General features: G+C 42.4%; 24 protein-coding genes and 1 pseudogene. 17 read left to right on the top strand and 8 right to left on the bottom strand.

Features of this window, described 5'->3' with window-relative positions:
* Positions 1 to 79: 79 nt before the first annotated feature.
* The gene (locus BLQ81_RS05795; protein WP_092729161.1) at positions 80 to 268 is read left to right on the top strand and encodes a hypothetical protein; all 189 of its coding nucleotides are present in this window, start codon (positions 80 to 82) and stop codon (positions 266 to 268) included.
* A 71-nt stretch (positions 269 to 339) separates the two neighbouring features.
* Here BLQ81_RS05795 and BLQ81_RS05800 read toward each other — a convergent pair whose 3' ends face one another.
* Both BLQ81_RS05800 and BLQ81_RS05805 read right to left on the bottom strand, forming a co-directional pair.
* Positions 340 to 1,581: an ammonium transporter gene (locus tag BLQ81_RS05800; RefSeq protein WP_092729011.1), complete on the bottom strand. Its 1,242-nt coding sequence runs from the start codon at positions 1,579 to 1,581 to the stop codon at positions 340 to 342.
* 34 nt (positions 1,582 to 1,615) lie between these two features.
* Entirely contained in the window at positions 1,616 to 1,954 is a 339-nt protein-coding gene (locus BLQ81_RS05805) for a P-II family nitrogen regulator (protein WP_092729012.1), read from the bottom strand.
* Between the two features lie 269 nt (positions 1,955 to 2,223).
* Between BLQ81_RS05805 and BLQ81_RS05810 the strand changes: the two genes are divergently transcribed.
* From BLQ81_RS05810 to BLQ81_RS05835, 6 genes are all read left to right on the top strand, one after another.
* On the top strand, positions 2,224 to 3,129 hold the full coding sequence (locus BLQ81_RS05810; protein ID WP_092729013.1) for a nucleotidyltransferase family protein: 906 nt from the start codon (positions 2,224 to 2,226) through the stop codon (positions 3,127 to 3,129).
* A 67-nt stretch (positions 3,130 to 3,196) separates the two neighbouring features.
* Positions 3,197 to 3,514, top strand: a complete 318-nt coding sequence (locus tag BLQ81_RS05815) for a type II toxin-antitoxin system HigB family toxin (RefSeq protein ID WP_092729014.1) — start codon at positions 3,197 to 3,199, stop codon at positions 3,512 to 3,514.
* Positions 3,492 to 3,851: a helix-turn-helix domain-containing protein gene (locus BLQ81_RS05820; RefSeq protein WP_092729015.1), complete on the top strand. Its 360-nt coding sequence runs from the start codon at positions 3,492 to 3,494 to the stop codon at positions 3,849 to 3,851. Before BLQ81_RS05815 ends, BLQ81_RS05820 begins: the two co-directional genes overlap by 23 nt.
* Positions 3,852 to 3,975: 124 nt before the next feature.
* Positions 3,976 to 4,512 carry a hypothetical protein gene (locus tag BLQ81_RS05825; protein ID WP_092729016.1) on the top strand — a complete coding sequence of 179 codons (537 nt, stop codon included), beginning with the start codon at positions 3,976 to 3,978 and terminating at the stop codon, positions 4,510 to 4,512.
* Positions 4,513 to 4,628: 116 nt separating this feature from the next.
* A complete protein-coding gene (locus BLQ81_RS05830; protein WP_092729017.1) occupies positions 4,629 to 5,636 on the top strand; it encodes a hypothetical protein in 1,008 nt (335 codons plus the stop codon).
* Between the two features lie 29 nt (positions 5,637 to 5,665).
* Positions 5,666 to 6,388: a hypothetical protein gene (locus BLQ81_RS05835; RefSeq protein WP_092729018.1), complete on the top strand. Its 723-nt coding sequence runs from the start codon at positions 5,666 to 5,668 to the stop codon at positions 6,386 to 6,388.
* Positions 6,389 to 6,457: 69 nt separating this feature from the next.
* On the opposite strand, the gene BLQ81_RS22200 is transcribed toward BLQ81_RS05835, so the two are convergent.
* Together BLQ81_RS22200 and recF are read right to left on the bottom strand one after the other, a co-directional pair.
* Entirely contained in the window at positions 6,458 to 6,631 is a 174-nt protein-coding gene (locus BLQ81_RS22200) for a hypothetical protein (RefSeq protein WP_175454172.1), read from the bottom strand.
* 731 nt (positions 6,632 to 7,362) lie between these two features.
* Positions 7,363 to 8,463 (bottom strand): DNA replication/repair protein RecF, encoded by a 1,101-nt coding sequence (gene recF, locus BLQ81_RS05850; RefSeq protein ID WP_092729021.1) that lies wholly within the window; start codon positions 8,461 to 8,463, stop codon positions 7,363 to 7,365.
* Between the two features lie 90 nt (positions 8,464 to 8,553).
* Between recF and pdhA the strand changes: the two genes are divergently transcribed.
* From pdhA to BLQ81_RS05885, 7 genes are all read left to right on the top strand, one after another.
* Positions 8,554 to 9,573: a pyruvate dehydrogenase (acetyl-transferring) E1 component subunit alpha gene (gene pdhA, locus BLQ81_RS05855; protein WP_092729162.1), complete on the top strand. Its 1,020-nt coding sequence runs from the start codon at positions 8,554 to 8,556 to the stop codon at positions 9,571 to 9,573.
* Positions 9,574 to 9,685: 112 nt separating this feature from the next.
* Positions 9,686 to 10,390, top strand: coding sequence for a tetratricopeptide repeat protein (locus BLQ81_RS05860; RefSeq protein ID WP_092729022.1), 705 nt, complete (start codon positions 9,686 to 9,688; stop codon positions 10,388 to 10,390).
* Between the two features lie 86 nt (positions 10,391 to 10,476).
* Complete coding sequence (gene ribH / locus BLQ81_RS05865; RefSeq protein WP_092729023.1) at positions 10,477 to 10,953, top strand: 6,7-dimethyl-8-ribityllumazine synthase; 477 nt, start codon at positions 10,477 to 10,479, stop codon at positions 10,951 to 10,953.
* Between the two features lie 120 nt (positions 10,954 to 11,073).
* Positions 11,074 to 12,393 (top strand): aspartate kinase, encoded by a 1,320-nt coding sequence (locus BLQ81_RS05870; protein WP_092729024.1) that lies wholly within the window; start codon positions 11,074 to 11,076, stop codon positions 12,391 to 12,393.
* 115 nt (positions 12,394 to 12,508) lie between these two features.
* Positions 12,509 to 12,751 carry a UPF0175 family protein gene (locus BLQ81_RS05875; RefSeq protein WP_092729025.1) on the top strand — a complete coding sequence of 81 codons (243 nt, stop codon included), beginning with the start codon at positions 12,509 to 12,511 and terminating at the stop codon, positions 12,749 to 12,751.
* Positions 12,729 to 13,187: a DUF3368 domain-containing protein gene (locus BLQ81_RS05880; protein WP_092729026.1), complete on the top strand. Its 459-nt coding sequence runs from the start codon at positions 12,729 to 12,731 to the stop codon at positions 13,185 to 13,187. The genes BLQ81_RS05875 and BLQ81_RS05880 overlap by 23 nt, the downstream gene beginning before the upstream one ends.
* A gap of 29 nt (positions 13,188 to 13,216) precedes the next feature.
* A complete protein-coding gene (locus tag BLQ81_RS05885; protein WP_092729027.1) occupies positions 13,217 to 13,546 on the top strand; it encodes a DUF6787 family protein in 330 nt (109 codons plus the stop codon).
* Positions 13,547 to 13,627: 81 nt separating this feature from the next.
* Here BLQ81_RS05885 and recG read toward each other — a convergent pair whose 3' ends face one another.
* Both recG and BLQ81_RS05895 read right to left on the bottom strand, forming a co-directional pair.
* Entirely contained in the window at positions 13,628 to 15,721 is a 2,094-nt protein-coding gene (recG, locus tag BLQ81_RS05890) for an ATP-dependent DNA helicase RecG (RefSeq protein WP_092729028.1), read from the bottom strand.
* A gap of 78 nt (positions 15,722 to 15,799) precedes the next feature.
* Positions 15,800 to 16,870 (bottom strand): phosphotransferase enzyme family protein, encoded by a 1,071-nt coding sequence (locus tag BLQ81_RS05895; protein WP_092729029.1) that lies wholly within the window; start codon positions 16,868 to 16,870, stop codon positions 15,800 to 15,802.
* Positions 16,871 to 17,039: 169 nt separating this feature from the next.
* Between BLQ81_RS05895 and BLQ81_RS05900 the strand changes: the two genes are divergently transcribed.
* On the top strand, positions 17,040 to 18,815 hold the full coding sequence (locus BLQ81_RS05900; protein WP_092729030.1) for a sodium:solute symporter family protein: 1,776 nt from the start codon (positions 17,040 to 17,042) through the stop codon (positions 18,813 to 18,815).
* 270 nt (positions 18,816 to 19,085) lie between these two features.
* On the opposite strand, the gene gldD is transcribed toward BLQ81_RS05900, so the two are convergent.
* Positions 19,086 to 19,661, bottom strand: a complete 576-nt coding sequence (gldD, locus tag BLQ81_RS05905; protein ID WP_092729031.1) for a gliding motility lipoprotein GldD — start codon at positions 19,659 to 19,661, stop codon at positions 19,086 to 19,088.
* Positions 19,662 to 19,737: 76 nt separating this feature from the next.
* Between gldD and BLQ81_RS05910 the strand changes: the two genes are divergently transcribed.
* Together BLQ81_RS05910 and BLQ81_RS05915 are read left to right on the top strand one after the other, a co-directional pair.
* Positions 19,738 to 20,268, top strand: coding sequence for a DinB family protein (locus tag BLQ81_RS05910; RefSeq protein ID WP_092729032.1), 531 nt, complete (start codon positions 19,738 to 19,740; stop codon positions 20,266 to 20,268).
* A 180-nt stretch (positions 20,269 to 20,448) separates the two neighbouring features.
* Positions 20,449 to 20,863, top strand: a pseudogene (locus tag BLQ81_RS05915) (hypothetical protein).
* 80 nt (positions 20,864 to 20,943) lie between these two features.
* Here the strand turns inward: BLQ81_RS05915 and BLQ81_RS05920 are convergent.
* Entirely contained in the window at positions 20,944 to 22,191 is a 1,248-nt protein-coding gene (locus BLQ81_RS05920; RefSeq protein WP_092729033.1) for an NAD(P)/FAD-dependent oxidoreductase, read from the bottom strand.
* Positions 22,192 to 22,233 lie beyond the last annotated feature (42 nt).

The following is a 22,233-nucleotide window of genomic DNA, read 5'->3' on the forward strand; positions in this document are numbered from 1 at the left end:
TCAAAATTAACGTAACATCCTCGGGTAAGGCCACGTATCCTACCTTAAAATCAGTTAATAAACCCTAATGAAGACAGCCATGCTAGAATATGTGAAGACCATTTTGCAAAAAGTCAGTTTCAATGCGTATTTGTTTGAGCGGGAATTGAAAAAGGGCATAAGATATTTGATGCCAACGGAACTCGATGAATTTAAGGATTGGTGCTATGCTACTTTTGGAGGCAGTCATCAGCCTATACTCAACCGCTATTTCAGACCAGCTTATTAATACTTCACACAAAGAGAAAAAGCCCCGAAGATCAACACTCCGGGGCTTTTCATTAATCTGATTGATTGGTGTTAATCTTTGGTCATGAAGTCTGGATAGGCCCGCATGCTATGTTCATTGATGTCAAGGCCCTCTACTTCTTCTTTTTCATCGACACGGATACCGATGGTCTTCTTTAGTGTAAAGAAAATCAGCCATGCGGTTCCAAAGCAAAATACCGCAGTGGATCCGATTCCGATCAATTGGGAAATCACTTGGCTCATTCCGGCTAAGTCCCCAAAAAGACCTACAGCCAAGGTTCCCCAAATTCCTCCGACCAAGTGAACTGAAATAGCTCCAACAGGATCATCGATTTTTATTTTGTCAAATAATACCACACCGAATACTACCAATCCCCCACCTACAAAGCCAATTATCACGGAATCCAATATGCCCATTTGGTCAGCACCTGCGGTGATCCCTACCAGTCCGGCAAGAATTCCGTTAAGTACCATGGTGATGTCATAGGTCTTGAACTTGATGTAGGAGACAATAAGAGCTCCAAATGCCCCTGCCGCCGCCGCCAGTGAAGTGGTTACAAAAACCCTGGAAACTAATCCTGGAGATGCGCTCAACACGGATCCGCCATTGAATCCAAACCAGCCAAACCAAAGTAAAAATACTCCGATGGTAGCCATGGGAATATTGTGTCCCGGGATTGCTTTCATGCCTTGAGCGGTGTATTTGCCGATTCTTGGGCCCAACAAATAGGCTCCAACCAATGCTCCCCAGCCACCTACGGAGTGGACGATCGTGGAGCCTGCAAAGTCATAAAAGGGAGTTTCAAGCGTACTCAGGAATCCTCCGCCCCACTTCCACATGCCAACGATGGGATAAATGAAGGCTACATATAAGATAGAGAAGGTGATAAAAGGCCCCAATTTTACGCGTTCAGCTACAGCACCGGATACGATGGTAGCAGCTGTGGCAGCAAACATGGCCTGGAAGATGAAGTCGGTGAAGTAGGTATAGCCCGCATTGTAATTGCTGCTGTCCCAACCTTCTGGCAGGCTGAGTCCCAATCCGCCGAAGCCGAAGAAACTTCCTGCGAAGTCGGCACCCGGATACATCAGATTAAAACCGATCAAGGCATAGGTTAGGATCCCGATTGCAGGAATAATAGTGTTTTTAAAGAGGATGTTTACAGTGTTTTTAGATCGCGTGAGGCCGGCTTCCAGTGTGGCGAAGCCCAGATGCATGATGAAAACCAATATGGTGGCAATCATCATCCAAAGATTATTGACCGTGAAAAGGTCTTGAACAGGTTCTTGCATAGGTCTGAATAGGTGTGATGTGTGGTGTAAGTTTTTAAAGCGCTGACTCTCCGGTATCGCTGTTTCGGATTCGGTAAGCTTCCTGCACGTCGTAGACGAAGATTTTTCCATCGCCAACTTCCCCTGTTTTTCCTTCGGAAAGGATGCATTGAATTACTCCTGGGGCCAATTCATCAGGCACAACGATTTCCAGCTTGGTGCGGGGGATGTAGGCAGGTTCGTAAGAGACGCCCCGGTACATTTCCTGACGTGCATGCTCAAAACCCATCCCTTTGATCTCGTAAAACGAGAGAAATTTGACCCCAAGCTTCGAAACGCAAGCGTGGATTTGGTCAAAGCGAGAGGTTCTGATAATCGCTTCTATTTTTTTCATTTTTCACAATAGATTAAATGGTTTTTAGAGATTATGGCATGAAAGTAAGTGAAAAATTAAACAATACTCATAAATAGGATGAAAAAACATCCAAAAAAATAAAAAAACGATTCAATATTTGAAAAATAAGGCTCTATGGATACTGGTTTGATTTTAATTCGTGTTAAAAAATTAAAATCCTGTCAAAATAGTAACCGACATTCCTTAAATGATCTGATTTGGCTGTCGAAGATAAAAACCTAATTTTGCCAGCGATTTTAAATAAGACTATGACTAACAAACCAACACTTTTAGTATTGGCAGCCGGAATGGGCAGCAGATACGGAGGGAATAAACAGATTGACGGATTTGGCCCAAGTGGCGAAACCATTTTGGAATATTCAATTTTTGATGCCATCCGGGCAGGTTTTGGCAAAGTGGTATTTATCGTGCGACAGGAGATTTTGGAAGTGGCGAAGGAGAAATTTCTTCCCAAGTTGGAAGGGAAAATCGAAGTGGACTGGGTCATCCAGTCTTTGGATAGCTTTGTGCCGGCAGAATTGAAGCAAGCAGATCGGGTAAAACCTTTTGGTACGGCCCATGCCGTTCTTTGCGCCAAGGATGCTGTTCGGGAACCTTTCGCCGTGATCAATGCGGATGACTTCTACGGCAAAGAGGCGTTTGAGGTCTTGGGCAAATTCCTCTCGACGGAAGTTCGCCCTGACTTGCATGCCATGGTAGGCTATGCGATTCAGAATGTACTTTCCGAAAATGGCACCGTCAGCCGGGGAGTCTGCGAAACCAATGAAAAAGGGCAACTGATCGGAATGGTGGAGCGCACATCCATCGCCCGCGAAGGCGACAAGATTCTGAGCAAAGGTGAAAATGAAGTGCTAGAAATCGCTGAAAACACGCCTGTCAGCATGAATTTCTGGGGATTTCACCAAGATGTATTTGCGGATATTGAGAAGATGTGGAATGAATTTCTTCCAGCAAATCAGGAAAATCTGAAATCGGAATTCTATATCCCAACCGTAGCCAATAATCTGATCAAGGCTGGAGAAGCTGCTTTTGAGATACTTGAAGGAGGAAAAACTTGGTTTGGGGTCACTTACACCGAAGATCGGCCGGTGGTGATCGAATCCTTGAAAAAGCTGCACGATGCGGGAGATTATCCTGCCGATTTGTGGAAATAAAGAAAGAGGCTTCGGCCTTTTTTTTAGAAAATGGTACCAATATGGTAACACTTGATTATTTTTGAAGATGAGAGTAATTGCAGTACAAACTTTAAGATCTTGGTGTCTGGAATTCCCTCAAGCCGAGCAGGCTTTACTGGCTTGGTATGATGAAGCGAGTAAAGCATTGTGGAACAATCCAAATGAACTTAAGGCTCAATACGGGAATGCTTCAGTTCTTACAGAAAAAAGAGTGGTTTTTAATATTCATGGAAATAGCTTTCGACTAATCGTAGATATCGAGTATAGACTAAAAATAATCTTTATCGTTTGGTTTGGTAGACATCGAGAATACGATAAAATAGACTCTAAAACAGTTAGTTATGACAAGGCCAATAAAAAATAACCGACAATACGAAGATGCATTGGAAAGGGCTTACGAGTTAATGCAACTCGAATTACCCGAAGGCTCTATTGATTCTGACGAATTGGAAGTACTATCCATTTTAATAAAAGAATATGAACTGGAACACTTCCCAATTCCTTCGCCTCACCCTTTGGAGGCAATACGGTTTAGGATGGAACAATTGAATCTATCCGAATCAGATCTTTCTACCATTTTAGGTGCAAGATCCAGAAAATCTGAGATTCTTTCGGGTAAAAGAAAATTAAGCCTTGGGATGATTCGTAAGCTTTACGAAAAATTAAAAATTCCTGCTGAGGTGCTGATCAAGGAGTATTGAAAAAGTCTTTTTTTACTCCAATTATTTTCAAAAACCCTCAAAAAACACCCTATATAGGGTATTTTTTCAATGAAAAATTCGAGTTTCCTTTGGGAATACTAAAAAAAATATTTTAAGGAATTAAATGACTAATTTAAATTATTTGATTAACCTTTTTGTATTCCTTGGTCTAGTAAACAATTGTTTTTCACAAGAATCCAAAGAAATTCGCCTAAATGTCTTGAATCCAGGGATTGCTTTGGAAAATCCAATCGGGAAACAGACGACGATTGAATACAATTTTGGTATCGGTTATAACTATTCCTATCCCAATCTAAATACATTCTTCGGAGAGTCAGGGTTTCAAGGGCAACTTGCCCCATTTGTTGACATTCAAGGAAGGAATTACTATAATCTTCAAAAAGTTGAAGAAGGGAAACGTAATAGCAGGAAATTTGTAGCCATGCGATACCTTTTCTACGGCCCACGAATTGCTGGCAATGTACGGACCAATGAAAATTACAGCATGGCGGTAGGACCCACATGGGGTTTTAAACGAGCCTATGAAAAATGGACTTTATTGGGAAGCGTTGGGCCGATCTATTACTTTGATCTCACAGGTACGGACGGAATATTCCCGATAAATTTTGAAATTAATCTTGGGTATAGACTAAGAAAATAAAATTGAGGCTTCGGCCTCTTTTTTTTTCAAAAACCAGTAAAAAATACCCTGTACAGGGTATTTTTTACTGGTTTTTGAAGCATTAACTTTCTTGAAAATCTATAACTCTTTAAAATATGAAAAACAAAGCAAACATTTTGAAAGTAGCCCTATTCATTAGCATGACCTGGGGGGGGCTTAGTTGTACAACTAATCTGGAAGAGGAAGTTCCAATCGGTAGCCTTAATCCTGGAGTTGAAATTGTAAATGGTACCCTAAAGATTGATTCATTTGAGCATTATGAAAATTTAATCACAGGAAAGGAGAAACTTGAAAAGTTATCATTCATTAACTTTCAGGATAACTTTCGGGAGTTGTTAAATTCTGGAAAGAATCTTCGGATCAATCAGGTAGGATATGAGGGAATCACATCATGGGAAGGAAGTCCGCTTTTGGAAATTTTGGATAAAGATGGTTTTGTGATTCTTGAGGATTACCTTATTTTTCTCAATTTCAATAATAGGTCAGCCGTTGTTACCAAAAATTTAGAATTGAAGGATGTTATTTTGAAAGGTGATATTTCTAGCGAAGAAATAAGATTGTTCTCCTTCGATGATGATGTAATTGGACTTTTGGAGCAAAACAGCCAATCTACTTTGCCTAAAACTCATTATAATGCTCGAATTGCTACTGTTTTCAACCCATTGGCATATACAGTTACAGCTGGTTGCACTTGGAGTAAATGTGATAATTCTCAAGATTATGGAGATGTTATTGGTGTCGGAAATTGTGGAGGAACCTTTCGATATAGGTTAGACGCAAAGCATGTATACGATGCTGCCGCAATTTCTTTTCGACTTTATTCTAAAGCGAAGCATATGAGAAAACCAGAGGATGGATCTTTAGTTTGGACAGCTACCCCTACCTCTATTTATATTTTTTGGAATTACGAGTATTTAAGTAAAAAAAGTGGAAGTACATTGCAAAAAAGTATTTCTCAAAGTAATACAGTAAATAATGAGTTAGAAGCTACATATTATTCCTCAGGAAGAGGTTTAGAGAAATTTTATTTACAAAGTCAATTTTATGGTGTTCCGGGTGGAAATCATGGATATTCTCCAAACGGAACATTTTTGGCAATTTAATCTGAAACAGATTGATAAAGAATATTAACATGAAACCAATTCGAATCACATTAATTGCTTTGTTCCTTTTGTGTTTGTTTGATGCTTCCTTCGCTCAAAGTAAATTGGCAATTGAGACAAAGTTTGGGACAGGGAATACAAAACTTGACTACTTGGGTAATTTTAATGATCTCGTTGCCTCTACAACTGATCGTTTTTTCTTTAGTCTTGGACTTGTTAAGTCTTTAGAAAAAGGGTTTTCCTATGGTTTTGAATTTGAGTATTACAGGTTTGACTTGTATCTAACTTATACTCCAATAGACCCACTAAGCAATTTGGGTGGACCTCGATTCGATTATTTTGCATTTGGACCAAAGGTGCAGAAAGATCTATTTGTTTTTCCAAAAGCAGGATTGAGTTTCTCAACTGCACTGCACCTTACTAATAATGCTCAAAGCGATTACGAGTATTCGGGAGGTGAATTACAGGCTATTCGATTACCCAATGGTCAACCAAGAATACCGGTTGAGATTTATGGTCAAAGAAGTATTGAAGAGCTAGCGATACATATTAAACCGGAGATAGGATTATTTTATGATCTAACCGCTAAATCTAGGCTGACTCTTTCTGCCAAATGGGGTCTAGACCTTCGAGAACCATCCATTGTGATCGATTTAAACCGAATAGAATTTGAGAATCAAACGTACCAAAACAAATACTTCTTCAGTGGGAACTACTTCTCAACGCTTTTAGGATATCGGTATTCGTTTTAATCTATAATAAGCGGCTGGACGATTGTTCAGCCGTTTTTCTTTTGAATTATAATGGGCTTCGTCCTCTTTTCACTTTTTCACCTCCCCCTTTTCCACCTCAAAAAACTTCACCTCAGCATCCAGCTTCCCCATAATGGTCTTGGAACGCTCGGGTCGTGCATCGGTCAGGAAGATCTCCCCAAAGGTACCTATTGAGATCAGGTCTTTTTCTGAAAAAAACTTATTCTTTAATTTATAATTCAATTAAGACTAAGTCGAGTTCTTCGATTTTTGAAAGTGCTTTGTCTGCCGTTACTAAAGGAACACTGAAAACAAATGAGGTGGCCGCAATGATAGCATCAGGTAGTTTTAGCGAATCTTTCTGAATTCGATAGTTTGATCTTTGATTTTCGTACTCCAGTCGATCAAAAAACAATCATCTATAAGTTTTTTCAGTATTATTTCATGTGTTTATAATTTGTTTTTCATTGGTCACATGGAATGCCCTGCCCCGATAGCTCGGGGCATCCCCCTGTGTGAGAGTCTTTCTCATGGGCATTTCATCTGATTTAGAGATTCCTTTAAAGCCCAAAAGTTCTACCTCGGAGATGAATGAAATTCCAAAATTGAATTTCAAAAAAGGCTCAACCATTTTGTGTCCTTCATGGACGTAAATTTAAAAGTTGGTATCTGCGATGAAATCAAATTTCATTTTCTCTGACTTCTGATTGATAGGTTAAACCATCAATTTCCCTTTTCAACTTTCCGAAATGCTTGGCAAGATTCCCCGTCTTCTCAGATCTCTCAAGCTTTTTATCCAAAATTTTGGAAACGTCTTTCGAATTATTTTTCCCAATAATAATTGTCATTTTCTTATTCTTTTAGTCAATCAATTAAACGGTCAATGCACCAAAATAATTTTTGCCGACCGCATCATTTCCTTTAAACATACCTAATCTATAAAATTTCGGATAAAGATTCTAAGTCTTAAAAGTCTATCTCTTCACTTCCCCCTTTTCCACCTCAAAAAACTTCACCTCAGCATCCAGATTTCCCAAAATCCCCTTGGATCGCTCCGGTCTGGCATCAGTCAGAAAAATCTGTCCAAAAGTTCCTTTGGACACCAATTCCATCAGCTTCGCGATGCGCTCATCGTCGAGTTTGTCAAAGATGTCATCCAGGAGCAACAGTGGTTTTTCGCCTTTGTACTCCTCAAAAATCTGAAACTGGGCAAGCTTCAAAGCAATGATAAAGGACTTCTGCTGTCCCTGACTGCCGATCTTTCGGATCGGGTGCTCGCCGATCAGGAAGTCATAGTCATCCTTGTGGATTCCCGCATTGCTGTTTTTGGTGGCCAGGTCTTTTTGCCGAAGGCTTACGAAATATTCTGCGAAATCCGGCCTCAATGCTTCGGTTTGGTAGCTGGCCGAGACTTCCTCTGTGCCGTTGGAGATTTCCGAATAATGATCCTGGAAAAGGGAAGCCATTTGCTCTAAGAGTTCCGCTCGTCGATTGGCCAGAATTATGCTCAACCGGATGAGCTCCTGATCGTAGCTTCCCAGCAGGGTGAGATCCCTTCGGCCCGTTTCGGCAAATTGTTTGAGTAGTGCATTTCGCTGCTTTAGAAAATGGTGATAGCGGATCAGTTGATCCAGGTACTGATGATCGAGTTGAGAGATCATGCCGTCAAAAAACTTGCGGCGGCCTTCACTTCCTCCTTTGATAAGCTCGGTATCGTCAGGAGCGATCAATACGATAGGAATAATCCCAACGTGTTCGCTGGTTTTTTCCAGCGCCTTTCCGTTTTGATAGATCAGCTTTTTCTTGCCTGCCTCGAAGGTACAGCGGACTTCCAGTGGTTTTTCCTCAATCTGAAACTTTCCCTTGATGGCAAAAAAGTCCTGACTGTGCGAGATGTTCAGCGTGTCGCTGCTTTGCACTGCACTCTTGGTGAGTGACAGGTAATGGATGGAATCGAGAATGTTGGTTTTGCCGCTGCCGTTCAGCCCCATGAAGCAGTTGAGCTGAGGGCTGAACTTCAGGCTTGTTTTGAGGTGATTTTTAAACTGGATTAAATCGATGGACTCCAAATGCATGCGGGAGGGAATTATTTGAGTGGCTGCCTGATTTTTAGGTCGGGATTGCTATATTTGAGGTCTAAAATAGCATATTTTGATCAGTACGATATGGCAAAGAAAACTGCAGCGACCAAGTCCAAAGTAAAATATTCAAAGGAGACTTATACTTTCTGGTATGAGAGTATGCTCTTAATGAGGAGGTTTGAGGAGAAAGCGGGGCAACTTTATGGTCAGCAAAAAATCCGTGGATTCTGCCACTTGTATATCGGACAGGAGGCCTGTGCTTCCGGTTCCATCAGTGCTTTGACTAAGGATGACAAGTGGATCACCGCATACAGATGTCACGCACATCCACTCGGATTGGGTACCGATCCGGGAGCTGTGATGGCGGAATTGTTTGGAAAATCGACTGGGACAACCAAAGGTAAAGGCGGCTCCATGCACATATTTGACAAAGAACGAAACTTTGCAGGTGGTCATGGGATCGTAGGCGCACAGGTTCCTATGGGCCTGGGCTTGGGCTGGGCAGAAAAATACAAAGGCACAAAAAATCTGGCAATTTGCTACATGGGTGACGGTGCGGTCCGTCAGGGTGCGGTGCATGAATCCTTCAATTTGGCAATGCTTTATAAAACTCCCGTCATTTTTGTAATCGAAAATAACGGCTATGCGATGGGAACCTCCGTAGCACGTACTTCTAATGTCACCGAACTCTATCAAATCGGAGAAGCTTATGACATGCCTTCTTTCGCTGTGGATGGAATGAATGTGGAAGCCGTTCATGAGGCAGTAGCTGAAGCAGCAGAACGTGCGAGAAGAGGCGATGGGCCGACTTTGTTGGAAATGAGAACCTATCGCTACAAAGGTCACTCTATGTCAGATCCACAAAAATACCGAACCAAAGAAGAAGTCGAAGAATACAAGCTGCGCGATCCGATCGAGCAAGTGCTTGGCACGATCAGAGATAATAAGATCCTCAGCGAGGAAGAGATCGTAGCGATCATCAAGAAAGTGAAAAAGCAGGTGGACGATGCGGTGAAATTTGCCGAGGAGTCACCGCTACCTGATGGACAGGATGCTTTCAAAGATGTCTACGTTCAGGAAGATTATCCTTTTGTAATGGAATAAACCAAGTCAAAAGACACAGAAAGCCATGAAGTCTTTCCAGAGTTCATGGCTTTTTTGTTTGGGCTTGCGTATTTGATAAAAACCGTATATTTGCGACCGAAATTTGAGTAACATGGCGACAAAACAATCTAAAAAAGCAACCCAAAACGAGGTCTTGGAAAATCCGGAAGTACTCGCAGAGCGAATCGGCAGAGGTGAAGCTTTTTTAAAGAAAAACAGTAAAGTATTAGGTGGTGTGATAGCAGCTGCTATCGCCCTGATCGGCGGAATTCTTTTCTTCCAGATCAACAACCAAAATAAAAATGAAAAAGCACAGGCTGAAATGTTTCAGGCGGTGTACTTCTTCGAGCAGGACAGCGTGGACTTTGCAATCAACGGTGACGGAATCAACAAAGGCTTTTTGAGCATTGTGGAAAATTATCCTCGAACTGACGCAGCCAACCTTGCACATTTCTATTTGGGTTCAATCTATCTTTCCCAAAAGAACTTTGAGGAGGCTTTGTCACATTTGGAAGATTTTTCTGCTGACGATTATCTGGTACAGTCAAAAGCATATTCTCTAATTGGCGATGCTAATTTGGAACTTGGGAATTTTGACGCTGCTATCTCTAACTATACAAAAGCAGCTCGCACCAACGAGAATAAATTTACTTCACCAAAGTATTTGACCAAATTGGCTGTAGCCCTGGAAGAAGCTGGCAAGTTGGAAGACGCAATTGCAACTTATTCTGAGATCGAAGAAAAGTACTACGAGTCATTTGAATACGCTGCAGCACGAAAACACAAAGCTCGCTTGGAAGGCCTTGCCGCTAAGTAATGCTGGTGTTTACCGCATTATTAGAAGAGTAGGGCCTTAGGTCTTACTCTTTTTTGTTTTTAACAATCCTTCAAATTCAAAACTTCATGGCCACATCACTCAAAAGCCTAAGTGAGCACAGCTCAAAAAATATTCAGGATATCAGTTCCAAGAAATTTGCCATTATCGTTTCTGAATGGAATGAAGAGGTAACAGAGGCACTTTACTCCGGCGCTTATCAGACACTGCTTCAGCATGGAGCCAGTAAAGAAAATATCATCCGTAAGAATGTTCCCGGATCTTTCGAACTAACCTTGGGAGCACAATGGTGTGCTCAGGACGATAGCATCGATGCGGTACTTTGTCTTGGCTGCGTGATTCAGGGCGAAACGCGACACTTTGATTTTATCTGTGATGCCGTGGCACATGGAATCACCAATGTCGGACTGAAGTATAACAAGCCGGTAATTTTTGGGGTTTTGACACCAGACACTCAAAAACAGGCCATGGATCGCGCAGGCGGTAAGCACGGTAACAAAGGCGACGAAGCAGCAATCACCGCCATCAAGATGCTTGGATTCTGAAAGTATCAAGTATCAGGTAGTTAGTATCAAGTCTAAGAGACAAGAAGCAAGAAACAAGATTGCTTTGTCAATTGATTTTCGCGACCAAAACTGTTCTTATTCAAACCTATAATTACGACCATGAAAATCATGAAATTTGGGGGTACCTCTGTGGGTCGTCCCGAGCGAATGCATCAGGTGAAAGACCTGATTACCCGAGGCGATGAGCCTACGATTGTGGTACTCTCTGCACTCTCTGGTACCACCAATGCCCTGGTGGGAATCGGCGATGCTTTGGCTTCAGGAGATAAAGCGCTGGCCAAAGAGCGTATTGACACGCTTTATTCGCATTATTTGGGGTTTTATCCAGCTTTATTGGGAAAAGCTCCGACTCGGGCGAAGGCTGAGGCGATTATCAAAGAGCATTTTGAGTTTTTGAATATTCTGTTGAAAATCTCCTTCAATGAAGCTATAAACCGAGATATTCTGGCTCAGGGAGAATTGCTTTCCACCAAGTTGTTTTACACACTTTTGGAAGAACTGGAAATCCCGGCAGTATTCCTGCCGGCCTTGGATTTCATGAGCATTGATGAAAATTCTGAACCGGAATTGGGGAAAATCTCCGAAAAACTCACAGCGATACTTTCCCAATATCCGGATGGAAGACTTTTCATCACCCAGGGATATATCTGTAAAAATCATAAAAATGAAGTTGATAACCTCAAGCGGGGAGGAAGCGATTATACTGCTTCACTGATCGCCGCAGCTATCAAGGCTTCAGTTTGCGAGATTTGGACTGACATTGACGGTATGCACAACAATGACCCGAGAATCGTGGACAAGACCCGTCCGATCGCAGAACTTTCATTTGATGAGGCCGCTGAGTTGGCCTATTTCGGCGCAAAGATCCTTCATCCGGCTTCCATTTGGCCAGCCCAATTGTACAATGTTCCGGTAAGATTGCTAAACACGATGGAGCCGTCTGCGCATGGTACCTTGATCAAGGAATCTGTCGAAACCAAAGGAGTGAAAGCCATCGCTGCGAAAGATGGAATTACAGCCATAAAAATCAAATCCAGTCGAATGCTCTTGGCCTATGGCTTTTTGAGGAGGATATTTGAAGTCTTTGAAAAGTATAAGACCCCGATTGACATGATTACCACTTCCGAGGTGGCTGTTTCGGTGACGATCGATGATTTGAGTCATCTGGAGCAAATCATCTCAGAACTTCAAGCTTTTGGAACAGTTGAGGTAGATCGGAATCAGGCGATCATTTGTGTTGTTGGCAATATGGTTTCCGAAACCAAGGGAGCGATCAAATCAGTGATGGATTCTCTGGTAGATATTCCTGTGCGGATGGTTTCTTATGGGGGCAGCCGTCACAATGTCTCGATTTTGGTCGATGCTCAGTATAAAAATCCGGCTTTGAAAAGTTTGAATGAAGGGGTTTTTAGCTGGTGATTTCTAAGCCACAGATGCACATGAAAAACGGTGCATCCGTGGTTTCTAGTATTTCTAAACGAATCAAAACACCCGGCATGAATGAATAAAGCTTAATTATAAGTATATTCAAGATATGAAAACGCTTAAGATCAAACTTCCAAACACAGTTGAATTTGATGATAAGGAAGCCCTTATGGCAATCGCTGCACGCTTGGTTCAGAAAGGAAAGCTTTCTCTTGGGCAAGGTGCGGAACTTGTCGGGTTGACGAAAGCTGCATTTATGGAAAGTTTGGGGGATTTTGGAGTTTCACTATTTAATTATTCAGAATCTGATTTAGAAAGTGATGTAGAAAATGCAAAAAAGTATCATTTCTGATACAAGTTGTTTGATTCTTTTGCAGAAAATTGGTGAATTGGACTTGCTTCAAAGATTATTTCACACTGTTTTTATTACACCAGAAATCGCAACTGAATATGAACTTCCATTGCCAAAGTGGATAATTATAGACTCCCCAATAAACAAAACCTATCAACGAATTTTAGAAGCATCTTTAGATAAAGGAGAATCAAGTGCTATTGCTTTATGCTTGGAAAAAACGGATCCACTTTTAATAATTGATGATCTCAAGGGTAGAAAGTTTGCCGAAAAACTTGGCTTAAAAATCTCAGGAACGCTAGGCGTTTTGATAATTGCAAAAAAACAAAACTTGATTTCCTCAATAAAACCTGCTTTGGAGCGAATCAAATTAACAGATTTCAGGTTCTCCGAACATCTCGAAAAAAGGGTCCTACAACTAGCAGGTGAAGACTAAACCTTTGAATAGCCCACCTAACTCACAATATGGCAAACCAAAAACCCGGATTTCTTCAACGCCTTCAGACCAAGTGGAAACTGGATAGTTTGCTTCAGGTAGTTTTGGTATTGGTGGTTTTTGCCTGTACGGGTTTCACAATACTTTTCATCAAAAACCCAATCCTGAATTTCTTTGGGGTGGAGCGTGGTGGAGGACAGGGATTTGTCAATACGGTACTTTACTTGATTCTTATCTTACCGCTTTATCAGATTTTCCTCCTGATTTATGGCTTTATTCTCGGGCAGTTCAACTTCTTCTGGGAAAAGGAAAAGCAGATTTTCAGAAGAATTGGAACTATGTTTAAATCAAAAAAATAAATCACTTTTTTAAAAAATCACTGGGGCTAAAAGATCGGTACAACTTTGCAACCTTAAAACTTTACCACTTTTCAACCTCTTTCAGCTAATTCGACTCCAATTCACCGCAGTTGCCTTCTGCTGCTTCACCTGCCTCAGAATCGCTGAATTTTCCTGTTGACTCAGCTCCGGGTCATTTGCCAAAAGTTGCTGTGCTGCATCTCTCGCCAAAGTCAAAATTGGTGCATCTTTACTCAAATCGGCGATCAACAAATCTGTGATCCCACTCTGCTGCGTTCCCATCATATCCCCGGGACCTCGCAACCTCAGATCTACATCGGCAATCTCAAATCCATCATTGGTTCGCACCATTGTTTCCAAGCGTACCTTCGAATCTTTCGAAAGCTCATATTTACTCATCAGCACACAATAACTTTGCTCCGCGCCTCTCCCCACTCTTCCTCTGAGCTGATGAAGCTGGGAAAGTCCAAACCGTTCCGCATTTTCGATGATCATCACCGAGGCATTTGGTACGTTGACACCTACTTCAATGACCGTAGTAGCCACCATGATCTTGGTTTCGCCTTTGATAAAGCGCTGCATTTCGTAGTCTTTCGCATCGGATTTCATGCCACCATGAACGATGCTCAGTGGGTATTGTGGAAAAGCCCTTGAAATGCTTTCGTATCCATCCATCAGGTTTTTGAGGTCCATGGTTTCAGATTCCTCGATCAAAGGATAAACGATGTAGACTTGCCTGCCTTTTTTTACTTCCTCATTGATAAAGCCAAAGACTTTTAAGCGGTCTTTATCGTAGCGATGGACAGTTTGGATAGGTTTCCTTCCTGCGGGCAGTTCATCGATCACAGACACATCCAAGTCTCCATACAAAGTCATCGCTAAGGTTCTTGGAATCGGAGTTGCAGTCATTACCAAGACATGTGGGATGAATTCTTCATTTTTCGCCCAAAGTTTTGCCCGCTGCGCTACTCCGAAGCGATGCTGTTCATCCACGATTGCAAGTGCAAGATTTTGGAATTGAACAATATCTTCCAAAAGGGCATGGGTGCCGATGAGAATTTTCAATTCTCCATTGAGCAACTCTTCATGAATTACTTTTCGGGCAGATTTCTTAGTGGAACCGGTCAGCAGGGCGATTTTTATCCCCATCTTTTCGGAATATTCTTTCAGCCCTTCGTAATGTTGATTTGCCAAAATCTCCGTCGGAGCCATCAGGCAGGCCTGCGCTCCGGAACTAATCGCAATCAATGTGCAGATAAAAGCCACCATGGTTTTCCCACTTCCCACATCACCCTGTATCAGACGATTCATCTGTTTCCCCGACTTCAAATCGGTGTAGGATTCCCGGATTACCCGTTTTTGGGCATTGGTAAGTTCAAAGGGAATGTGGTTTTTGTAGAAATCAGTCAGCAATTCTGTGCTGGAAAGAATCTGACCGCGGGATTTTTCTGTCCGGGTCACTTTCATTTTCAGAAGCCTGAGTTGTAAGTAAAAAAATTCTTCAAACTTCAGCCGCTTCCTCGCCCGATGAAGGAGATCCGGGGCTGTTGGAAAATGAATTTGACGTATAGATTCCTGCTTGCCGAGGAGTTGATACTGATTAAGAATTTCCAGGGAGAGCGTTTCCGGGATATGGGGATAAACTGCCGGAACCAGGACTTCCTGAATTTTTGAAATTCCCCGGGAATCCAAAAATCTCGCCCGAAGTTTTTCTGTGGTGGAATAGACCGGTTGAAAATTATTCCGCTGTTCATTTGCAGATGTCACAGGTTCCATCTCGGGATGGGCCATACTCCACTTTCTTCCAAATTGGGCCGGTTTGCCAAGGAATATGAAAGCCGCACCGGGCGGAAGTTTCCGTTGAACCCACTGGATTCCCTTAAACCACGTCATTTCCATTTCGCCCGTATCATCAAAAACATGGGCCACCAATCTTTTTTTTCCTCCTGTACCGATGAGCTCGACTTTTTTGATTCGTGCGATTACCTGCACATTTTCCAAGTCATCACTGAGTTCGCGGATTTTGAAAAACTTCGTGCGATCTTCATATCGAAAGGGGTAATGCTGAAGCATTTCCCCATACGTAAAAATATTTAGCTCCTTATTGAGTAGCTCGGCTTTTTGCGGGCCGACGCCTTTCAGGTATTCGATTCTTGTGTCAAAAATTCCGGTCAAGGGAGCTGTTTTTTTGGGAAAAGCAAATTAAGTCTGCTCAAGTTCAAAAGCCAAGTTTTTGAAATCAATTGTCAGGAATCAATAACTTAGGCCTGTGCCTTTCTCCCAAATGCGGATCAGCAGTTCTCGAGAGTCTTGCTGACTCTTCAGGAAAATCAGCTGGTTTTTGGCCCGATGGAAGTTTTGTTCAGGATAGCTCACCCGATAGTAAACATTGCCCTGCAGGTGGTCTGTGAAAAAGCGCAAACCCATAATCAAGGTCATGATTTCGCCTCCGAAAATCAAAGATTTCGCTTCATTTGATGTAGCGATGCCTTTTACTCCTTCCCAATATCCTTTCAGTAATTCTTCGAAAATTTCAGGAATAAGCTGAATTTCTTCCCAATTGGTCGAGGTCTCTGGAGAAGTACAGGTGACAGTTCGCACCAAATCCCCAAAATCATACATCAGAAATCCACCCATCAGCGTATCTAGGTCGATCAAAGCCTCAACTTTCGATAAATCCTCAGCGAATATCAGGTTGTTGATTTTGGTATCGTTATGGGTTACCCGAATTGGCAGTTCGTTTATTTGTGCCAAATACCAATCGATTAAAGGCTTTTGCTTTAGATAAAAATCCAGTATTTCCCTTTCTTCTGAAGAGAGTTTCTTTCTCGAATGGCTGACTTCTTCCAGCTTTTGGAAGCGAAGATCCAAGCGGTGAAAATTGGGGATGGTTTCTTGCATTGCCTCTCCTCTGATGTCTTTTGCCCAGTTTGCAAATTCCCCATAGGCCTGCGCCGCGAGAAATGCCTGGTTTGGATTTTCAATCAGCTGAAGAGTTTTTCCTTCTACAAAATCAAAAAGGCGATAATTTTTTCCGCCAATTTTTGTCAGTCCTTTTCCAGCACTGTTTAGAATAGGTAAGGGTAGCAAAAAAGGCAGAGAATGTGTTTTCGAATGGGTGTTTAATAAAGTGAGATTGTAATCTATTCGTTCGGGAAAATTAAAAACAGCTTCATTGAATCCCTGGAGAACCCATTTTTTGGTTTTACCCTCTATCAATAGCGTTTCGTGAATTAGTCCTTCGCCTAATTCTGAAATTAAGAGCGATTGATCAGGTAGGAAGGTGTAGGATTGGGTAAGAATAGGGATCAAGTCTACGTTCATGGTGCGAAAATAGGTGGAAGAAAAGGAATTTTGCTGAATTTGACTTTTGAAAAATTTGGAGGTAATGCAAGGACTCTACTTTACCTTTATTTTTCAAAAATATTAAAGAAGCTTTTCATCATTCAAAGAAATTTTTTGTTAATTGGACGCCAAATTAAACCCAGACCTTATGAATGTAACCGCCTTGGATTGGGGCATCATAGCAGCCTTCTTTATAATTTCCCTCGGAATAGGGCTATTCACTGCAAAATCTGCCGGGAGTTCGGCCAAAGAGTTTTTCCTCTCCGGTCGAAATATGCCTTGGTGGCTACTTGGTGTGTCCATGGTAGCTACTACCTTCTCGGCTGATACACCAAACTTGGTGACAGATCTGGTGCGCAAAAATGGCGTAGCCGGCAATTGGGCTTGGTGGGCTTTCCTGCTTACAGGGATGCTGACGGTGTTCGTCTATGCCAAACTCTGGAGAAGATCCGAGGCGACCACTGATTTGGAGTTTTATGAGATGCGCTATTCGGGCAAAGGAGCTGCTTTTTTGAGAGGGTTTCGTGCCTTATACCTAGGGCTATTTTTCAATGTAGTGATCATGGCCACCGTGTCACTTGCAGCGATTAAGATTGGCGGGGTCATGCTGGGATTAAAGCCTTACGAGACTTTGTTGATAGCGTCTATCGTCACCGTGCTGTATAGCTCCCTTGGAGGATTAAAAGGTGTGTTGCTGACTGACTTTTTCCAGTTTTTTATTGCTATGGCAGGGTCATTTGGTGCCGCCTATTATATTCTTGACCTGCCCGAAATAGGATCCCTGAGCAATCTGCTTTCACATGAGGTGGTATCTACCAAATTGAATTTCCTTCCGGATTTCAGTGATCCGAATATGTACATTCCGCTATTCATCATGCCTATCGCCATTCAATGGTGGGCGACCTGGTATCCGGGCGCTGAACCTGGTGGTGGAGGATACATTGCCCAGCGGATGCTCTCCGCAAAGGATGAAAAAAATGCTATCGGTGCTACCTTGTTTTTCAATATTGCACATTATGCGCTGAGACCTTGGCCTTGGATTTTGATTGCCCTTGCTTCACTGGTGATCTATCCAAATATCTCAGACCTTCAAGCGGCTTTTCCAAACATCCCTGTGGACAAACTTGGTGATGACTTGGCCTATTCTGCCATGCTGACTTATTTGCCGACGGGTCTGATTGGAATCGTTTTGGCTTCCTTGATAGCGGCCGTGATGTCTACTTTGTCTACACACTTGAATTGGGGGTCTAGCTATATTGTGAATGACTTTTACCTCAGATTTATGAAGCCCGAAGCCACAGACAAGGAATTGGTGGCTGTGGGTAGGATTTCAACGGTGGTTCTAATGGTGCTATCTGCATTTTTAGCTTTAGCGATGTCTTCTGCCTTGGATGCCTTTGAAATTCTGCTTCAGATCGGGGCGGGTACGGGATTGATTTTTATCCTTCGTTGGTTTTGGTGGAGGATCAATGCCTATACTGAGATCTCTGCGATGGCAATATCCTTTGTGGTGGCAATTTTCTTCCAAGTGATCAATCCAAAAGTAAATTGGATCTTGATCCCGGAGAATCAAGCTTACCTGAAATTGGTGTATTCAGTTTCGATCACTACCATAGGCTGGCTTTTGGTAACCTTTTTGACCCAACCCGAAAAGGATGAAATCTTACTTTCATTTTACAGAAAAGTAACTCCGGCAGCATATGGTTGGAAAAAAGTTCTGGACAGATATCCTGCTGAGAAGCAGGAGCAAGGTCAACTGCCAAAAGAAATCGGCTTGATGCTGACGGGCACAGTGATGGTCTATGCCGCCCTTTTCTCCACAGGCTTCTTTATTTATGGAAATTTATTACCTGGGTTTATTGCAGCAGGTATCGCAATTCTGGGAGGAGGGATTATCATTTCTGCATGGAAAAAGCTGCATTAAGTCTAGACAGTAAAGCATACAAAGACTGTCGTCTTTTCTCAAAGAGGCTGTTGAAAAAGTTATAGCGTTTTTTGTTAAAAAGAGGCTGTCTCATAACTGCTGTTTGTCTCATTCGCTGTAAATGGCCTTCGACGCCTGTCACACTGACCCTTCGACTCCGCTCAGGGTGACTGGAGTCGAAGGGTTAGGCTGACACCTACAGTCCTTTTGAGACAGCCTCTTTTTATTTAACATAAGAATCCCTTAGCGTCTTTGGGTCTTTGTGGCGACTTAATCAACAAATTTCACTGAATTCATCAAATGTGTCATGTCGATTTTGATGTATTCAATAACAGGTGCCAACGAATCATTTTTCATCGCTGTATTAAAATACACTGCTCCCCTGAGGAAATGGTTTGTAGAATCTGTCACAAAAAACTGAAATTGAGTAGGAACCTCTCCTGACAGTTCAGCAACGACAGCCGTGTATCCGTTTGGAGTGATCAGCACACCCTCTTCGATCCCGTAGGCTTTGATTTGATGCTTTGCAGTGAGTTTAAATGCATCATTTGAAAGCTTTTCAAATTTTGTGTTCGTACCATCAATTTTTTTGTAAGTCAGATGTACTTTGGCTCCAAAGTCCTGGTAATTAAGATTAATCCATGCCTTTTCTTTAAGATTAAAAGAATCAGGCTCAACTTGGCTTGATGTGGAAAAATCCAATTGATAAGGATACGCTCCAATTAATCTCGTGTAGGCATGTTTGGGCAAGTCTATTTTGTTGTAGCCCGGAGGCTTGGGGAGCCAGGCTTTTTCGCAGGAAGTCATTCCAGCAAGGAGCAATAACAAAATCAATAAATTCTTCATGGATCAAAATTAGACTTTCCATTTGAATTGACTGGGGAATAGCGGAACTTTAACATTCCACCAAATTTATTTACCTATGAATAAGACTGTTAGATCAACTTTCGTCGCTTTTTTTTCAGCGACTTTGATGCTTTTCGGAGCAATGGCACAGGCTCAGACTACCAAAGAGGAGTTTCTGGGAAAATGGGAAAACAGCAAGAAATTTACCCTTGATGTGTTGGCAAAAATGCCGGATTCAGGCATGGATTACAAAACTGATCCGGGAGCAATGTCCTTCAAAGAGCAGATTCACCATATTGGCGCTGCCATAGTTGGCATTTCTCAGGGGTTCTTAAAAGGAGGAGCAGCTACTCCTAGCTTGGATGTGGCTACGGCAGACCGTGCGGCTTTGGCAGCTTTTGTTGCTCAGGCTTATGATTATGGTGCAGCAAGTGTGAAGGCCTTGAATGAGGCCGATGCGGCTGAAAAAATCGAGGTATTTGGGAATACCGTAAGTAGAAGACAAGTCGAGGCGCTATTGATCGATCACAGCACGCATCATCGCGGCTCAGCGATTGCGTATCTCAGAGCCAATGGCGTAGAACCGCCGGCTTTTGTGGGATTTTAATTTTTTTTAAAAATTGAGTATAACCCTCTCAGGATTTGAAATTTTGAGAGGGTTAATTTTTTTAGGTTAAATGTTAGTGAAATGGTTTGCGTATAGGACTTGAAAATGCAAGTAATTGGAGTCATTTTGACCCTTTTGATATTCAACAGTTATTTTATTCTTGACTAAACCGAACAAGCCATTGTCACTCAGTTTGGAAAGCCTGTAGGCGAGCCGGGAACTTCGCCGGGGATCAATTTCAAGACACCCTTTTTGTATAAGGTTCAGTTTTTTGATAAGCGATACCTAGAATGGGATTGTGGATCAATTTCGATCCGAAGGCCAAGGCCAAGCGCGTGTAATCGAAGGAAACAAGGAAGGAGATCTGGCTAAGATTCAATCAGAAGCATTCAGAGAAACGGAAGAGATAAAAGGGCGTGCAGACGCTGAAGCCACTGATATTTATGCTTCGGCTTACAACAAAAACAGAACATCTATCGACCTATACAAATTTCTTCGAACAATGGAAAGTTTCGAAAAATCTATGGATGAAAACACCAGCATTATCCTTTCCACAGACTCCGAATTCTTCAAATACCTGAGAAAATTGAACTGATGTAAGAAGTTAAAATTCATATTTTAAGAAAGTCCGTTGGCTTAGATACTTCATCTAAACTCACGGATTTTCTTAAATTTTCAGGAATACCTCCCTACTTCAAATCCCTGAATTTCCATCGAGGTCTCCTTCTGCTGGTGTAACTCAGCCAGGATTTTTCCTGTGGCAGGCGCGAGGGAGATCCCCATCATCGAATGCCCGCTCCCAACCAAGACGTTGGAATATCCGGGAGCGAAACCGATGTATGGCAAACCGTCGGGAGAGCATGGTCGTAAGCCTTTCCAAATCTGATTTTCCTCGGGAAACTTTGCCTGAAACTCCGGGTAGTAGCGGTTGATGGATTCAAAAATCCCCCTTACCCGATTCATATTGATCGACTGGTTGGTACCGGCAATTTCCATCGTACCGCCAAATCTGATGGTTTCGCCATAGGGACTCACCGCTACTTTTTGTTCGGTGAGAATAGTGGCTTGTTTGATCTCAGGTGTGTTTTTCTGAATAAACGAATACCCTTTTCCACCCATCATCGGAAGAGTGAAACCCAGCATTTTGGCTAATTCCCCTGACCAGGATCCACCGCAGAACAGAATTTTGGCGACTTCAAATTTTCCCTGATCGGTTAATACCGCGTCGACTTTTGATCCTGATTTTTCAAATCCCAGGACTTGTGTTTTGGTCAGGAATTTCACGCCCTTTTCCTCCAAATAGCTTTTCAAAAAGCTATACAAGGCCCCTGGGTCCAGATGCGCATCACCCGGAAATAGCACGGCCCCCCGAGCCTTAAGCTCCAGGTTTGGTTCCACGCTCCGGATATCCTCAGGGCTTAAGATTTCTGCTTCCAGTCCATATTTTCGTGCCAAAAGTGCAAACTCCACCTCTTCTTTTTCCATTGATTCTGTCTGATAGGCCATCATCAAACCTTTTTCCACCAAGGCAATGGCTGACTCTGGATGTTCCTGTCGGAACTCCTGATATAGCACTTTGCTCAATAGGCTTAGATTTTTCAGAAATGGAATTGCCTTTTTGACTTGCGTTTCGTTGGCAGCTTTGAAAAAGAGGTAGCACCACTTCGCGAGTTTGAGATCAAGACGGGGATGGATGTAAAAAGGACTTTTGGAAGAAAACATCCAGGAAATTCCTTTGGTGATCATTCCCGGAGCTGCAAGCGGAATGATATGACTCGGGACGATCATCCCTGCATTGCCGGTAGAGCAATTATCCAAAAGGTCGGTCTTATCGATAATAGTGACTTCGACTCCTTCTTTTTGAAGGAAATAGGCCGAAAATAATCCGACGATCCCGCCGCCGATGATGAGGGTTGGCTTCATTTGAAGTATCAAGTAGTTAGTATCAAGAGGCAAGACAATGGG

The sequence above is a fragment of the Algoriphagus alkaliphilus genome (assembly GCF_900103735.1).
Classification (GTDB): domain Bacteria; phylum Bacteroidota; class Bacteroidia; order Cytophagales; family Cyclobacteriaceae; genus Algoriphagus; species Algoriphagus alkaliphilus.